The sequence below is a fragment of the Methylobacterium sp. WL1 genome, assembly GCF_008000895.1.
Lineage (GTDB): Bacteria > Pseudomonadota > Alphaproteobacteria > Rhizobiales > Beijerinckiaceae > Methylobacterium.
On record NZ_CP042823.1, the window covers coordinates 5954529 to 5968588 of the forward strand.

General features: G+C 67.7%; 16 protein-coding genes. 5 read left to right on the forward strand and 11 right to left on the reverse strand.

The genetic code is table 11. The features are described 5' to 3' along the window. Position 1 precedes the first annotated feature (1 nt). The gene (locus FVA80_RS28955; RefSeq protein ID WP_147906011.1) at positions 2 to 853 is read right to left on the reverse strand and encodes an SDR family NAD(P)-dependent oxidoreductase; all 852 of its coding nucleotides are present in this window, start codon (positions 851 to 853) and stop codon (positions 2 to 4) included. A gap of 104 nt (positions 854 to 957) precedes the next feature. On the opposite strand from FVA80_RS28955, the gene FVA80_RS28960 reads away from it, so the two are divergent. After that, complete coding sequence (locus FVA80_RS28960; RefSeq protein WP_147905961.1) at positions 958 to 1596, forward strand: TetR/AcrR family transcriptional regulator; 639 nt, start codon at positions 958 to 960, stop codon at positions 1594 to 1596. Positions 1597 to 1653: 57 nt separating this feature from the next. Next, positions 1654 to 2901, forward strand: coding sequence for a nucleoside transporter C-terminal domain-containing protein (locus FVA80_RS28965; protein WP_147905960.1), 1248 nt, complete (start codon positions 1654 to 1656; stop codon positions 2899 to 2901). 356 nt (positions 2902 to 3257) lie between these two features. On the opposite strand, the gene FVA80_RS28970 is transcribed toward FVA80_RS28965, so the two are convergent. Next, positions 3258 to 3500: a hypothetical protein gene (locus FVA80_RS28970; RefSeq protein WP_147856648.1), complete on the reverse strand. Its 243-nt coding sequence runs from the start codon at positions 3498 to 3500 to the stop codon at positions 3258 to 3260. A 168-nt stretch (positions 3501 to 3668) separates the two neighbouring features. Between FVA80_RS28970 and flaF the strand changes: the two genes are divergently transcribed. Next, positions 3669 to 4040, forward strand: coding sequence for a flagellar biosynthesis regulator FlaF (gene flaF / locus FVA80_RS28975; RefSeq protein WP_147905959.1), 372 nt, complete (start codon positions 3669 to 3671; stop codon positions 4038 to 4040). Between the two features lie 31 nt (positions 4041 to 4071). Here the strand turns inward: flaF and FVA80_RS28980 are convergent, their stop codons facing one another. After that, a complete protein-coding gene (locus FVA80_RS28980) occupies positions 4072 to 4491 on the reverse strand; it encodes a flagellar biosynthesis repressor FlbT (protein ID WP_147905958.1) in 420 nt (139 codons plus the stop codon). 180 nt (positions 4492 to 4671) lie between these two features. Here FVA80_RS28980 and FVA80_RS28985 point away from each other — a divergent pair, with 180 nt between their 5' ends. Then, the gene (locus FVA80_RS28985) at positions 4672 to 5445 is read left to right on the forward strand and encodes an SDR family oxidoreductase (protein WP_147905957.1); all 774 of its coding nucleotides are present in this window, start codon (positions 4672 to 4674) and stop codon (positions 5443 to 5445) included. A 37-nt stretch (positions 5446 to 5482) separates the two neighbouring features. On the opposite strand, the gene FVA80_RS28990 is transcribed toward FVA80_RS28985, so the two are convergent. Both FVA80_RS28990 and FVA80_RS28995 read right to left on the reverse strand, forming a co-directional pair. Then, complete coding sequence (locus FVA80_RS28990; protein ID WP_147905956.1) at positions 5483 to 6409, reverse strand: DMT family transporter; 927 nt, start codon at positions 6407 to 6409, stop codon at positions 5483 to 5485. Between the two features lie 324 nt (positions 6410 to 6733). After that, positions 6734 to 7321: a TetR/AcrR family transcriptional regulator gene (locus FVA80_RS28995; protein WP_246692478.1), complete on the reverse strand. Its 588-nt coding sequence runs from the start codon at positions 7319 to 7321 to the stop codon at positions 6734 to 6736. Between the two features lie 265 nt (positions 7322 to 7586). Between FVA80_RS28995 and FVA80_RS29000 the strand changes: the two genes are divergently transcribed. Beyond that, positions 7587 to 8552 carry an NADP-dependent oxidoreductase gene (locus FVA80_RS29000; RefSeq protein WP_246692196.1) on the forward strand — a complete coding sequence of 322 codons (966 nt, stop codon included), beginning with the start codon at positions 7587 to 7589 and terminating at the stop codon, positions 8550 to 8552. A gap of 77 nt (positions 8553 to 8629) precedes the next feature. Here FVA80_RS29000 and FVA80_RS29005 read toward each other — a convergent pair whose 3' ends face one another. The 6 genes from FVA80_RS29005 to FVA80_RS29030 form a co-directional block, all read right to left on the reverse strand. Then, on the reverse strand, positions 8630 to 9328 hold the full coding sequence (locus tag FVA80_RS29005) for a ribonuclease activity regulator RraA (protein WP_147905955.1): 699 nt from the start codon (positions 9326 to 9328) through the stop codon (positions 8630 to 8632). A gap of 174 nt (positions 9329 to 9502) precedes the next feature. Next, positions 9503 to 9733: a hypothetical protein gene (locus FVA80_RS29010; protein ID WP_147905954.1), complete on the reverse strand. Its 231-nt coding sequence runs from the start codon at positions 9731 to 9733 to the stop codon at positions 9503 to 9505. Between the two features lie 266 nt (positions 9734 to 9999). Next, a complete protein-coding gene (gene moaD / locus FVA80_RS29015; protein ID WP_147853871.1) occupies positions 10000 to 10251 on the reverse strand; it encodes a molybdopterin converting factor subunit 1 in 252 nt (83 codons plus the stop codon). Positions 10252 to 10289: 38 nt separating this feature from the next. After that, positions 10290 to 10889 carry a CDP-diacylglycerol--glycerol-3-phosphate 3-phosphatidyltransferase gene (gene pgsA, locus FVA80_RS29020; protein WP_187193748.1) on the reverse strand — a complete coding sequence of 200 codons (600 nt, stop codon included), beginning with the start codon at positions 10887 to 10889 and terminating at the stop codon, positions 10290 to 10292. Positions 10890 to 10962: 73 nt separating this feature from the next. Further along, positions 10963 to 13029 carry an excinuclease ABC subunit UvrC gene (gene uvrC / locus FVA80_RS29025; RefSeq protein WP_147905953.1) on the reverse strand — a complete coding sequence of 689 codons (2067 nt, stop codon included), beginning with the start codon at positions 13027 to 13029 and terminating at the stop codon, positions 10963 to 10965. A gap of 245 nt (positions 13030 to 13274) precedes the next feature. Next, the gene (locus FVA80_RS29030; protein ID WP_147905952.1) at positions 13275 to 13991 is read right to left on the reverse strand and encodes a protein phosphatase CheZ; all 717 of its coding nucleotides are present in this window, start codon (positions 13989 to 13991) and stop codon (positions 13275 to 13277) included. Positions 13992 to 14060: the final 69 nt, after the last annotated feature.

Genomic DNA, 14060 nt, shown 5'->3' on the forward strand with positions numbered 1-14060 from the left:
CTCAGACCTTCCCGCCGGACAGGCGCACGATCGTCTTCCAGTAGCCCACCGGCATCAGCCGCTGGATCAGGGCGGCGCTCTTCGCGTCCTTGCCGATCAGGATGCGGGGGCGGCGCCGCTCGATCCCCTGGATGATCGCGGCCGCGGCCTCCTCCGGCGAGAGCGTCAGCAGCTTGCCGAACGCCTCCCGGGCCTTCTCGTCCTCGACGCGGGCGCGCTCGGCGGCGTCCGGGTCTGTGGGTGGACGCGTGCCCCGGGCGCTGCGGGCGATGGCGGTGGCGACGCCGCCCGGATGGACGACCGTCACCCCGAGCCCGCTGCCGGCATATTCGTGCCGCAGGGCCTCGGTGAAGCCCCGGACCCCGAACTTGCTCGTCGCGTAGGCGACCTGGCCCGGCGGGGCGATCAGCCCGAACAGGCTCGACAGGTTGACGATCTGGGCCGCTGGCCGAGCCCTCAGCATCGGCAGGAAGGCGTGGCACATCCGCACGACGGCGCGCAGGTTGATGTCCATCAGCCAGTCGAAATCTTCGAGATGCGTCTCGTCGAATCGGCCGCCGAGCGCCACGCCGGCATTGTTGATCAGCACGTCGAGGCGGCCGAACCGGTCGGCGGCCCAGTCCGGGAGTTTCGTGATCGCCTCCGCGTCGGCGAGGTCGAGGGCCAGCGTTTCCACCGTGGCGCCGGCCGCCCGGGCCTTGGCGGCCACCGCGTGCAGGCCCGGCGCGTCGCGGTCCACCAGCAGGAGGCCGCAGCCCTTGGCGGCCAATCCCAGCGCAAGGGCGGCGCCGATGCCGCTCGCGGCCCCGGTGAGGAGCACGACCGCGCCGGCGAGTCGGAATGTCTGGGCCAAGCTGCGCCCCCCTTGGGTCACCCGGTAGGCCGGGATCGGCGGTTCGGGATAGCCCCGGCGCCAGGCATTGTCTAGGGTGGGCACCCTAGGCCGGGAGGGGCAGGATGGCGCGGGGCCGCGACAGCAGGGTACAGGACGCCGGAACCGGCCGGGGGGCCGGCACGCGCGACAGGATCCTGGCGCAGAGCCTCGCGCTGTTCAACGAGCGCGGTCTCGGTCGGGTGACCACCGCGGAGATCGCCGCGGCGTGCGGCATCCGAGAGGGAAACCTCCAGTACCATTTCCCGCGCAAGAGCGGCCTCGTGGAGGCTCTGTTCGCGGTCTTCGAGGCCGAGGCCGAGGCGGTGGCCGGGCGCCTGCCCGCCGATCCCGCCACTTTGGACGCGTTGCTGTCCTATCAGCGCGGCTGGTTCGACCTGATCTGGCGCTATCGCTGCGTCTACCGCGACGGCATCGCCATGGTGGAGATCGCTCCGGCCCTGCGCCCGCGTGTCCATGCCCTGCGGGGGCGGACCCAGGCGCTGGCCCGCGGCGTGTTCGAGGCGGCGGTGCGTGCCGGGCGGCTGCGGATCGCGCCGGAGGCGCTCGGGCGGCTCATCGACAACGCCTGGATCGTATCGAGCCACTGGATGAGCCATCGGCTCCAGGGCGGCACCACGCTGTCCCAGGCCGACCTCGACTGGGGCTTCGCGCAGGTCCGCGACCTGTTCACCCCCTACCTGGTCGCGGATCCGCAGGGCTGAGAGGCGTCTGGCCCGAACCTTCCATCTGCGCGGCCACGCTCGAACCCGGAGGACGCGATGCTCGACCGACTGATCCATGCCGGCCTCTCGATCCTGCTGCTCCTGGCGGTCGGCGCCCTTTTCTCGACGAACCGGCGGGCGATCCGGCCCCGGATCGTGCTCAGCGCCCTGGCCCTTCAGGTGAGCTTCGGGGCGCTGGTCCTGTTCCTGCCAGCCGGGCAGGCCGCGCTGAGGACCGCCGCCGACATCGTCGTCACCGGTCTTTCTTACGGCGACCGCGGCACGGCGTTCCTGTTCGGCGGTCTGGTGGAGCCGAAGATGTTCGAGCTGTTCGGTGGCTCGGGCTTCATCCTGGCCCTGCGGGTGCTGCCGCAGATCCTGTACGTCTCGGCCCTGATCGGGGTGCTGTACCATCTCGGCGTGATGCAGGCCCTGGCCCGCGGCCTCGGCGCCGGGCTGCGGCGGATCCTCGGCACCTCGCCGATCGAGTCGTTCTCGGCGGTGATCACCATCGCGATCGGGCAGAGCGAGATCGCGGTGGCGTTGCGCCCATTCCTGCCGTTGCTCACGGGCGCCGAACTGTTCGCCGTGATGTCGAGCGGCGCGTCCTCGACGGCGGGGTCGATCCTGGCCGGCTACGCGGCGCTCGGCGTGCCGATGACCTACCTGCTCGCGGCCTCCGTGATGGCGATTCCGGGCGGCCTGCTCTACGCCAAGATCCTGATGCCCTCGACCGAGCCGACCCGGATCGCCACAACCCGGGTGGAGTTCGGCGAGTCCCGGGCCGCCAACATCATCGAGGCCGCGGCGGACGGCACACAGAAGGGCCTCGTCGTCGCGGTCTCGGTGGGCGCCATGCTGATCGCCTTCGTTGGGCTGATCGCCCTGGCGAACGGGGTCGTCGGCTATGCCGGCGGCCTCGCAGGTTATCCGGGGACCTCGATCGAGGGCGTGCTCGGCTGGGCGCTCGCCCCTCTGGCCTGGCTGCTCGGGGTGCCCTGGGCGCACGCGGCGCTCGTCGGCGGCGCGATCGGCCAGAAGATCGCCTTCAACGAGTTCCTGGCCTACGCGACCCTGTCGCCGACCCTCGGCGCCGGCACGCTCGACCCGCGCTCCCAGGCGATCGTCTGCTTCGCCCTCTGTGGATTCGCCAACCTCGCCTCGATCGCGATCCAGCTGGCGAGCTTCTCCAGCCTGGTCCCGGAGCGGCGCTCCGAAGTCGCCCGCTACGGATTGCGGGCGATCCTCGCCGGGACGCTGGCGAACCTCACGAGCGCGGCGATCGCCGGGTTGTTCGTGGGGTGAGGACAGAAGACGAATGATGACGGCGTCGTGCATCGATTCTGTGGACGGAATTTTACCGTCTCATCTTATGCTTAACGAATGACGAAACGGATATTCATGAGCATATCTACGCATAAATGATCGCTAAAAAATAAATAATTACAATTTATTTCGCAGATTCATTGATCAAATCATCGCAGAATTGATTTTCACATATATAACTGTGCGTTCAATACAAATATATAGATCAAAAACATGATTTTTGCGACATCAATCGACACATCCACCAGGTGGCTGATCGATCTGTTTCCGCACGCGGCGAGCACGGTCATAATGATCTGTAACCGCCTGCGTGAAAACGATAGTTGGTTTCCAGCCTACGGCGCGACCGACCAGAACCGTTGACGGTTGAACAGCATGTCCCGCGTCCCGACCGTGGGCCCCTCGGCCGGCTTGGCGCAATCGGGCTCGCGCGGTTTGGCGACCGCCGCCAGGGTCGCGACGACGGGGGCCGGCTTCAGCCCGAGCCGCGCCTGGACCTCCGGCTGACGGGCCGCCGCGATGGTGAGCACGGCGGCGATCAGGCCGCCGGCGACGGTTCCGAGGAAGAAATTCAGCATTTCTGAAGCGATCCGGTGACCGGTTTGGTGGGGCCACAGTCTCTGGTCACTGTCCAACCCGGCGGGAACATGGCGGACCTGCCGCTCACGCGGCCTTAACACTTGATCTGCGACAGCTACACGCAAGCCCGCCGGTGTGGCAGGTGCGATGACGGGGCTGGACCGCCTATGAACTACGCCGCCAACGCCTATGCCCGGACATCCCGGTCCGCCCTAACCCCGCGCGAAGCCGAATCCGCCGTCCTGCTCAAGGCGGCCCAACAGCTGATCGGCGCCAGCCAGGGAATCGCCGACGGTGACACCAAGCGCCTCAACGAGGCCCTGTCGTTCAACCAGCGCGTCTGGACCATCCTGGCCACCGAGGCGACCGCCGACGAGAACCCGCTGCCGGCCGATATCAAGCAGGGCATCGGCAACCTGGGCGTGTTCGTGCTGCGCAGCTGCGTCGACACGATGATCGAGCCGACCCCGGAGAAGATCGCCACCCTCGTGGGGATCAACAACGAGATCGCCGCCGGCCTCCAGGGCAACCCACGCTGAAGTCGGACTCAGTTGAAGGGGGCGGGCGCGCTCAGGCGGCCGTGTCGGGCTCTGGCCGCGCGACCGTCGCGGCCTGGGCCAGCGCCGCGCTCTCCCACTCGACGAGCTTCCGGCCCAGCTTGATCGCCGGGTAGAACGAGCCCGCCTCGACCGCCTCCGCGATGGCGGCGACCAGGGGCGCGGCTGCCGGCGCAAGGCGGATCAGCTCCCCGGCCTGCCGGAAGAACAGGTCGATGCTCGCGGCCGCGTCGTCCGCCAGGTAGATCACCGTCAGGGTCAGGTGGATCTGCTTGCAGGCCGTGTCGGCCTCGCTCTCCGTGATGATCTCGCTCTCGCGCAGGAACTTGCACTGCGTCTCGATCAGGAAAGTCGAGCGTCGGTCGCCGTTGCGAATCAGCGCGCCGTTGATGATCAGCCGCTCGAGCGGTTTCAGTTCCAAGCGCAGGGGCATCGCGTGTTCCGTTCTAGAAGACGCGCCGATTTGATTCCGCATGCGTTAACGTTTGGACAACGGCTGCCGTTCGGCGAACGGTCGCGGTGGGCTTGTCGTGACGGTGCCGAGCGTGGACTCTTCGAAGATCGTTCGCAGACTCGGTGAGTCTGCGCGACGTCAGCCTTCGGAGAATTGCCGATGACCTCCTCTGCCACGCGTGCCATCTACCCGTCGCTTCGCGGAAAACGCGTGCTTGTGACGGGCGGCGCCTCGGGAATCGGCGAAGGTTTGGTCGAAGCCTTCGTCGCCCAGGGCGCCCGCGTCGCGTTCTGCGACATAGCCGACGAGCCCGCACACGCCCTGGTCGCGCGGCTCGCAGCTGGGGCCGAACACCCGCCGGTCTACCGCCGCTGCGACCTCACCGATGTCGAGGCCGTCCGCTCCCTGGTGGCGGAGGCCGAAACGGCGTTCGGCGGCCTCGACGTGCTGGTCAACAACGCCGGCAACGACGACCGCCACAAGCTCGCGGACGTGACGCCCGCCTACTGGGACGACCGGATGGCGGTGAACCTGCGACACATGTTTTTCGCCGCGCAGGCCGCCGTACCCGCGATGCGCCGGGCGGGCGGCGGCGTGATCCTGAACTTCGGCTCGATCAGCTGGCACCTCGGGCTCAACGACATGCCGCTCTACCAGACCGCAAAGGCGGCCATCGAGGGCATGACACGGGCGCTGGCCCGGGATCTCGGCCGCGACGGCATCCGGGTCTCCGCGGTCGTGCCCGGCAATGTCCAGACACCCCGCCAGGAGCGCTGGTACACCCCGGACGGCGAGGCTGAGATCGTCGCGTCGCAGTGCTTGGACGGCCGGATCCAACCCTCCGACGTCGCCGCCCTGGTGCTGTTCCTCGCCTCCGACGATGCCCGGATGTGCACGGGCCACAATTACTTCATCGACGCGGGCTGGCGCTGAGGCTCGGGCGAGAGCGTTGAGACCGGCTCTCAGCGCATCATCCCGCGGCTGCGCGAACGCGGCGCAGGAGGCGCCCGTCGATGGCCGCGAGGCCGCATCCGATCAGGGCCATCCCGAAGTAGTGCCGTGGTTCCAGGCGTTCGCCCAGGACCAGCGCCCCCAGGAGGATTGCCGAAACCGGAACCAGGAAGGTGACCAGCGACAGGTTGGTCGCCCCGGCGCTGGCCAGGATCCGGAAATAGAGGACGTAGGCGAGCGCGGTCGACAGCGTGGCGCTGCCGAGGATTGCTGCCGAGACGAATGGACCGGGGACCGGCAATGTCCACGGCCGGTCGATCACCAGCGCAACGGGCAACACCAGCAGTGCGGCCGCCGTGAGCTGTCCGGCAGCGACGGCGAGCGGCGGGATACCCATCCGCTTGAAGCGTCGTCCGAACACCCCCGCGCAGGCATACGACAGGGCGGCCCCGAGGATCGCGACCTGGGCCAGAAGGCTGGCGTCGAATCCCGCGAAAGCCGCGGGCCCGACCATCGTGGCGACCCCTGCCAGGCCCACCGGCACACCGGAGAACCGGTTGCCGGTCATCCGCTCATCTGTGGTGAGCCGATGGGCGACGATGACGGTGAAGAGCGGCGTCGTGGCGTTCAGGATGGCGGCGAAGCCGGACGCGATGTGCGTCTGACCCCAGACGATGAGGCTGAAGGGAACGACGTTGTTCAGCAGGCCCATCCCGAGGAAGGCGGCCCAGACCGCGCAGCCACCGGGCAGGCGCAACCCTGCAAACGGTAGAACCATGTTGAGGATCAGCGCTGCGATCCCGACGCGCAGGACGACGAAGGTCAGCGGCGGCAATTCGGTGAGTGCGATACCGGTGAAGAAGAAGGAACCGCCCCACAACACGGAGAGTCCGATCAGCATCGCCCATTCGGGCGCGGACAGCGATCGTTTTCCTGCGTGCGGCATGGTGGATCTCCAAGCATCGACCCGCACGTGAAGTCACATTTCGACGGAATGCATCACGGTTCTTGCTGCTGAACCAGGCGATCGATCTTGTTTAGGCAATATAAATTTACATAATTAAGACCATCATGGACGTAGGGAATTACGTGTCTGGCATGTGATCTGGATTTTTAATACTGCTATGGGCGGAGGTTATCGGTGTCTTACAAGGGCGCGTAAAAGATCGCTCCGTCATCCGGCTCATAGGTGTCCTTACGGAACGCAGCGGTAGCCGAACGGAGCGTCGATCCCCGCCGAGACACTCATCGCAGACACACAAAATCCCGATCAGGCTGGCGCGAGGCCGACGACCCGGAAGCAATGGTCCACCAGCTGGGAGGCGATCGCGTCCGCCCGCCCAGTCCTGGCGGCGCCCAGGACGACACCATGGAGCGCGTTGAACAGGAACGCGGCCGTGAAGCGCACATCCGCGATCGCCCAGGCTTTCGCGGCGCTGCCATCGCGGAGCAATCCCGCGAGATGATCGATCAGGATGTTGTCGGTCAGACCGTCCTGGCTGGGCGGCGGCACATCGGTGAACACGATCTCGTGCAGGCGCTCGGATGCGGCGTACCCCCTGCTGCAGGCGATGACCCAAGCGGCCAGCCGGCCAGTCCAATCCCCATCGGCCTGGCGTTCGACCTCTGCCGTGATGGCTTGGAGCAAGGTGTCGACGAACCGTTGGCGCAGACCCCCGGCCACGGCCTCCTTGGTGGCGAAGTGCAGGTAGAAGCTGCCCTTCGCCATGCCCGCGCGGGTTGTGATCTGCTCGATGGTGGTGGACGCAAATCCCTGGTCGATGAACAGGCTCCCGGCCGCGTTCATCAGATCCTCACGCCGCTCTTCGGGCGGCCTGGTCCGGGGCTTGGTCTTCATCGACACGGAAGCGGTCTCGGGGATGGAGGGCGCTCACGTCTGCCTGACGGGTTATCGCGAGGATGGAAAGGGCCACCACCGGATGTAGGCGTCGTCCTAATTGACTGACCACCAGTCAACAGCTAGTGAGGCAGCACGCTGCAGACCGGCACGCTGCTGACCGGCACGCGTGGACCCGGCATCCGCGTATCGCGCCCGGGGACATGCCATGGACAGGACAATCGATCGGTGCCGCGAAGTCCGACTGCGGACGTATCCCGGCGAGATGATCCAGCCGGGCGATATGGCCGTCGTGGAAACGGCCCTGCCGGACATCGGTCCCAACGACCTTGTGGTCCGCAATCGCTGGTTCCGGATCTCCATTTCGACCCGGCTCATGGCCAACCCGGATGCGCAGGCGGTCGAGGGCATTCCGTTTCCCGCGCTGAAGCCCGGCGATACGCTCGCGGACGGCGCAATCGGCGAGGTCATCGCCAGCCAGCCCGGGAGCGGGTTTGCGGTCGGCACGTACGTCTCGCATCCCCTCGGGTGGCGGGACTACGCGGTCGTCGATGCCGGGCGGTGCGTCGCCCTTGTTCCGGCACCGACCGAGCCGGCGGCGTATCTCGGCCATGGCTGGACGGCCTACGCGGCCCTGACACGGGGCGTCACAGTCCGCCCGGGCGACACGGTGTTCGTGTCGAGCGGTGCGGGTGCGATCGGATCGATGGCCGGCCAGATTGCCCGCAAGCTCGGCGCGACGCGGGTGATCGGCAGCACCAGCACCCAGGGTAAAGCCGATTGGATGACGGCCGAGCTCGGCTATGACGCGGTGATCCTGCGCCGCGCGGGTCCCATCGCGGATCAGCTGAGAACGGCGGCGCCGGACGGCGTGGACGTGTTCGTCGACATGGTCGGCGGCGAGCAGCTGGCAGCTGCCGCACGGGCCGCGCGCGACGGTGCGCGGTTCGTCCTGCTCGGTGCTTTGACCGCCGAGCTGAACGCTTCAGGTGCCAGCATCCGCGCGCCGGTGGAGCTGGACACGTTCCAGCTGATCCTCAGGGGCGTCACCCTGCGAGGCTACAGTGCCGATCGCGACAGCGCCGCGGCGTTCCCGGACTGGATCGCCTGGCAGCGCGACGCAGGGCTCCATTTCGCCGGCACGACGGTGACCGGGCTGGAGCAGGCGCCGCGCGCCTTGCACGACGCCTGCGAAGGCCGGCTCAAGGGGATCGTTCTGGTGGAGCTGTGACCGGGAGACCGCGCCCCCGTCTCGGGGCGTCCCCCGATGCCATGGGGTGGGAGGCGCGGTCGGTCGTCAGCCGGCAATCAGCCCTTGCTGGCCTCGTAGCGTGCCTTGTTCTCGGCATTCGGCGGGTAGAGGCCCGGAAGCGCGGCGCCCTTGCCGACCTCCTCCATCAGCCAGCCCTCGAACCTCTCCTGTTCGGGGGCGAGTTCCAGCACCGTCCCGATGAGCGCGGCCGGGATCAGCACGGCGCCGTCATCATCCACCACGATCACGTCATCGGGGAACACGGCGACGCCGCCACAGGCGATCGGCTGCTGCCAGGCCACGAAGGTCAGGCCGGCCACGGAGGGCGGAGCCGCTGCGCCCTGGCACCAGACCGGCAATCCGGTCCCCAGGACGCCCGCGACGTCGCGCACCACACCGTCGGTGACCAGGGCGGCCACGCCCTTCTTGGCCATGCGAGCGCACAGGATGTCACCGAAGATGCCGGCGTCGGTCACGCCCAACGCATCCACCACCGCGATGCAGCCCGCGGGCATCGCCTCGATCGCCGCCCGTGTGGAGGTCGGGGACGACCACGATTCCGGCGTGGCGAGATCCTCGCGGGCCGGGACGAACCGCAGCGTGAAGGCCCGGCCGACGATCCGGGGCTGGCCGGGCCGCAGCGGCCGGGTGCCACGCAGCCAGACGTTGCGAAGACCCTTCTTCAGCAGGATCGTCGTGATGGTGGCGGTGGTGACCTTCGAGAGCACCTCGACGACCTGAGCGTCGCTCGACATCCGCATATCCTTCTCGGCTGGGGCGACCCGTGTCGGTCCCCGCCGAGGAGCTGTACCCGATCATGATCCGATCGGGTACAGCTCTAAGTTACTGTTCCGCTGCGTTCTTTCCGATCACGCGACCCGATGGCCAAGCCAACCCTCAGGTTGGGGGCGCCCAGGTCGGGATTCGAATCAATCGCAGGACTCCTTCTTCACGGTCTTGGAATCACCCATGTCGTTCTCCTTGCGCACCGTCTTGGTGACGCAGCCGTCGCCGTGATCGTGAACGGTCACGGACTTGGACTCGGAGGCCGGACGATCGACCACGACGGCGGGCCGGTCGCGCTCGATCACGGTGGTCTGGGCTTGGGCGGCGGCGCCGAGGCTGAACAGGGCGGCGGTGGCGAGGAACATCTGGCGCATACGAAAACTCCGGTCCCGATATCGGTTCCGAGTAACGGCGTCTCCAGCTTGAGCGTTCCGCAATTTGTGGTGGACGGGTCAGGCCTTGCCGCAGCGGCCGAACGTCGGCGATCCGACGGGCGGACGAGGCCGGAAAGCGGGCCGAACCCGTAAGCGAACGCGGCTCGGCCCACGCGTCGTTCGGCTTGAAACACAGCCGGAGCGACGCCCTCAAAAAACCCCGGGACGCGCACGCATTCAAGACCGGTGGACTACGTGCCGGGCGCTCAGCCGCCGGTCATCGGCGGGAAGAACGCGATCTCGGCGGCACCCGCGATCTGAGCGTCCGGCTTGGCATGGGTCCGGTCGATGGCCGCCCGGACCACCCCCGGATCTTCGAACGCATAGGCGTATTCTTCGCCGCGGCCACGCAGCCAGGCGACCAGATCGGTGACGGTGGCGACCTCAGGCGGCGGCGCCAGCTCCTCCTCGGCGCGGCCGATTCGCTCGCGGACCCAGGCGAAATAGACGAGCTTCATCGCAACACCGTGCCGGAAGGGGATCGGCGACCCTGCGTTCAGCGCGGGTCGTCGATCACATGCTTGATCCCGGCCCTCATATAGTCCCAGCCGGTCCAGAGCGTGAGGGCGGCCGCGATCCAGAGAAGCGCGAGGCCGATCGGCTCCGTACCGGGCAGGACCCGCTCGCCCGCGGGCCCGGCCACCAGGAAGCCGAGCGCCACGAGCTGCACCGTGGTCTTCCACTTGGCGATCTTGCTGACCGGAACCCCGACCTTCAGCTCGGCGAGGTACTCGCGCAGGCCGGAGACCAGCACCTCCCGGCACAGGATCACGATCGCCGCCCAGACCGACGAGCCGACGATGGTATGGTCGGCAGCCAGCATCAGCAGGCAGGCCGAGACCAGCAGCTTGTCAGCGATCGGATCGAGCATCCGGCCGAGCGCGGAACTCTGGTGGTAGGTCCGTGCGACATAGCCATCGAGATAATCGGTGATCGCCGCCGCCACGAAGACGCCGAGCGCGGTCCAACGCGCGGTGTGCGAGTCGGGCCAGAACAGCAACGCGACCATCACCGGCACCGCGACGAGGCGCCCGTAGGTCAGGCAATTCGCGAGCGTCCAGGCTGGGGACCGTCGTCGGGGAAGGACGGTGTTCATCGCCGGGGTGAAATCAGAGCCGGGCCCGGGCGTCAACGTCTCGGCCGCGGGCACGGCCGTGACGGCGGGATCCTCAGGCGCCGGCATGGAAGAAATCATAGACGGCGCGCGCGGTGGCGGCGTTCACCCCGGGGGTCTTGGCCAGGTCCTCGAACGCGGCGCGCTCGATCGCCTTCACGGTTCCGAAATGATGCAGCAGCGCGCGTTTGCGGCTGGGGCCGATGCCGGCAATCTCGTCCAAGGGATTCTTCACCATCTCACGCTTGCGCTTGGCCCTGTGGCTGCCGATGGCGAAGCGGTGGGCCTCGTCTCGCAGCCGCTGTACGAAGTAGAGCGTCGGGTCGCGCGGCGGAAGCTTGAACGGCGGCCGGCCGGGCACGAAAAACGTCTCGCGCCCTGCATCGCGGTCGCGCCCCTTGGCGATGCCGATCAGCGGGACATCCGTCACGCCGATCTCGTCGAGCGCCGTGCGGGCGGCGTCGAGCTGACCCTTGCCGCCGTCGATGAGCACCAGATCCGGCCAGGCGGGAAACACCTCGCCATCCTCCGCGGGCACGGGGGGAAGCTCCGGAACGCCGTCCTCGGCGCCTGCCGCCGCAGCCTCGCGCTCGGTGCGCGGCGCCTCCTTGACCAGGCGCTTGAACCGCCGCTGCAGGACCTCCCGCATCATGCCGTAATCGTCCCCCGGGGTGAGTTCCTCCGACTTGATGTTGAACGTGCGGTAATGCGTCTTCATGAACCCAGTCGGCCCGGCGACGATCATCCCGCCCACCGCATTCGTACCCATGATGTGGGAGTTGTCGTAGACCTCGATCCGCCGCGGCGTCCGGTCCATGCCGAACGCCTGCCCCAGGGCGGTGAGCAGCTTGCCCTGCGAGGCGGTGTCGGCCAGCCGCCGGGCGAGCGCCTCCTTGGCGTTGCGCTGGGCGTACTCGACGAGGTTCCTCCGCTCGCTGCGGCTCGGCCGGTGGATCTCGACGCGATAATCGACCCGGCTCGAAAGCGCGGCCGCGACCAGCTCGGCATCCTCGATCGGGTGGCTGGTCAGCACCGTGCGGGGCGCGGGCTTGTCGTCGTAGAACTGGCTGATGAACGAGCCAAGCACCTCCTCGGGGGTCATGGTCCGGTCGGCCTTCGGGAAGTAGGCGCGGTTGCCCCAGTTCTGGAAGTTGCGGAAGAAGAACACTTCTATGCAGAACTGGCCCGCCTGCTCGTCAAGGGCGAAGACATCGGCTTCCTCGACGCCCTGGGTGTTGACCCCCTGCACCCCCTGGATCGCCGAGAGCGCGGCGATCCGGTCCCGGTAACGGGCAGCGCGCTCGAATTCCAAAGCCTCGGACGCCTCCTGCATCTCCGCGCGCATCCGGTCCTTCACGGCGTTGGACTTGCCCGCCAGGAACGCCCGGGCCGCATCCGCCATGGCGGCGTAGTCGTCGGTGCCGATCTCCCCGGTACAGGGGCCGGAGCAGCGCTTGATCTGATAGAGCAGGCAGGGCCGGCTGCGGTTCTCGTAGTAGCTGTCCGTGCAGGTGCGCAGCAGGAAGGCACGCTGCAGCGCGTTGACCGTCCGGTTGACCGCCCAGACGCTTGCGAACGGGCCGTAGTAATTGCCCTTCCGTCGCCGCGCGCCGCGGTGCTTCACGATCTGCGGCGCAGGGCCGTCGGAGGTGACCAGGATGTACGGGAACGACTTGTCGTCCCGCATCAGGACGTTGAAGCGCGGCTTCAGCTGCTTGATCAGGTTGGCTTCGAGGAGCAGCGCCTCGGTCTCGGTGGCGGTGGTGACAAACTCCATCGCCGCCGTCTGCGAGATCATCCGGGCGATGCGGTTCGAGTGCGCCTGACCCCGCGCGTAGGAGCCGACCCGCGCCTTCAGGTTCTTGGCCTTGCCGACGTAAAGGACGTCGCCCCGGTGGTCGAACATCCGGTAGACGCCGGGCGAGTGCGGCAGCGTCGACCAGAACCGGCGGATCACCTCGGTGCCGGCCTGGACCGCGCCCGGGTCGAAATCGAAATCGATCTCGGGCGCATCCTCGGCGGACAGCGCGGCCTCGGACTCGCCGGCGCTCTCCTCGCGCTCGGCGTCGCGGCCGTCGTCGAAGGTGTCGGGGGGCAGGTCTGAGAGGGCTCTGCGGTTCATACCGCAGATCTAAGCGTTCCCGGCGCCGAGCGGCACCGGGTCCGGCGACAAAATTGCCGCGCCTGGAGCCTCGTGCCGAACCGTGGCCGCCGGCTTTCGGAAAACGACGCGGCGGATCGAGGAGGCCGCGTCGTGCCGGTTCCGGTATCCGGCACGACGCGCCACTGAATCCGCGATCCAGCGCGCTGGCCGACGCCGTGCCGGTATCAATTTCGGCGGCGAGCGCTCAAGGCCGCCCGGCCGTCTCAGTCGAACAGCGAGTCGATGTCGTTCTGGTCGACATGCCCCGGATCGTCGTCGAGCTTCGGCCCGTTGAGCAGGCTGCTCTCGTCATCCATCGCGGTCGAGACCGGCATGACGGTGATGAGATCGCGGAAGCTGTCGAGCTGCGTCCAGGCGGCGATCAGCCGGTCGAGGTGCTCCTCGATGAACTTCATCACGCCGACGATCTTGTTGATCCGCTGGCCTGTCAGATCCTGGAAGTTGCAGGCCTCGTAAGCCGAGATTACCCGCTCCTGGATGATGTCGACGTGCTGCTTCATGCCCGGCGGCAGGTTCGCCGTGTAGAGCATGCCGGCATTCGCCTCGATCTCCTCGACCGCGTTGAGCAGCTGCGTCGTGGCGCGCTCGGTCGATTCGACCACCGCGTCGAGTTCGTCGGCCGCCCGGCGCATGCCCTTGCCGCTGTTCTCCGAGCGGTGGAGCGTCGCCAGCTCGGACTTGGTCCGGGTGATCGCCTCCTTCATCAGGTCGAGTTCGGACCGCATCGCCAGGGCGTCGTGCAGCTCGCGGCGGCACGTCTCGATCGTCTCGTCGGCACTCATCTGGGTGATGCGGCGCAGATCCATGATCGCGCTCAGGATCTCGTCCAGCCGCTCGTTCGAGACGCCTGGATCGGGAGCGATGGGTAAAACCGCGGGAAGCCCGAGGCTGTCTTCGATGCGATAGCGCTTCTGGGTCATCGGCGGGGCGTGAGCCTTCAGGATCGGTCGTTCGAACTGTCTACCACAATCAGTTAGCGGACTGTGACT

What these genes read in the sequence shown, in the direction of transcription:
- FVA80_RS28960 (WP_147905961.1), top strand. Translation starts at nt 958, where the DNA reads ATGGCGCGGGGCCGCGACAGCAGGGTACAGGACGCCGGAACCGGCCGG.
- FVA80_RS28965 (WP_147905960.1), top strand. Translation starts at nt 1,654, where the DNA reads ATGCTCGACCGACTGATCCATGCCGGCCTCTCGATCCTGCTGCTCCTG.
- FVA80_RS28970 (WP_147856648.1), bottom strand. Translation starts at nt 3,500, where the DNA reads ATGCTGAATTTCTTCCTCGGAACCGTCGCCGGCGGCCTGATCGCCGCC.
- flaF (WP_147905959.1), top strand. Translation starts at nt 3,669, where the DNA reads ATGAACTACGCCGCCAACGCCTATGCCCGGACATCCCGGTCCGCCCTA.
- FVA80_RS28980 (WP_147905958.1), bottom strand. Translation starts at nt 4,491, where the DNA reads ATGCCCCTGCGCTTGGAACTGAAACCGCTCGAGCGGCTGATCATCAAC.
- FVA80_RS28985 (WP_147905957.1), top strand. Translation starts at nt 4,672, where the DNA reads ATGACCTCCTCTGCCACGCGTGCCATCTACCCGTCGCTTCGCGGAAAA.
- FVA80_RS28990 (WP_147905956.1), bottom strand. Translation starts at nt 6,409, where the DNA reads ATGCCGCACGCAGGAAAACGATCGCTGTCCGCGCCCGAATGGGCGATG.
- FVA80_RS28995 (WP_246692478.1), bottom strand. Translation starts at nt 7,321, where the DNA reads ATGAAGACCAAGCCCCGGACCAGGCCGCCCGAAGAGCGGCGTGAGGAT.
- FVA80_RS29000 (WP_246692196.1), top strand. Translation starts at nt 7,587, where the DNA reads ATGATCCAGCCGGGCGATATGGCCGTCGTGGAAACGGCCCTGCCGGAC.
- FVA80_RS29005 (WP_147905955.1), bottom strand. Translation starts at nt 9,328, where the DNA reads ATGTCGAGCGACGCTCAGGTCGTCGAGGTGCTCTCGAAGGTCACCACC.
- FVA80_RS29010 (WP_147905954.1), bottom strand. Translation starts at nt 9,733, where the DNA reads ATGCGCCAGATGTTCCTCGCCACCGCCGCCCTGTTCAGCCTCGGCGCC.
- moaD (WP_147853871.1), bottom strand. Translation starts at nt 10,251, where the DNA reads ATGAAGCTCGTCTATTTCGCCTGGGTCCGCGAGCGAATCGGCCGCGCC.
- pgsA (WP_187193748.1), bottom strand. Translation starts at nt 10,889, where the DNA reads ATGAACACCGTCCTTCCCCGACGACGGTCCCCAGCCTGGACGCTCGCG.
- uvrC (WP_147905953.1), bottom strand. Translation starts at nt 13,029, where the DNA reads ATGAACCGCAGAGCCCTCTCAGACCTGCCCCCCGACACCTTCGACGAC.
- FVA80_RS29030 (WP_147905952.1), bottom strand. Translation starts at nt 13,991, where the DNA reads ATGACCCAGAAGCGCTATCGCATCGAAGACAGCCTCGGGCTTCCCGCG.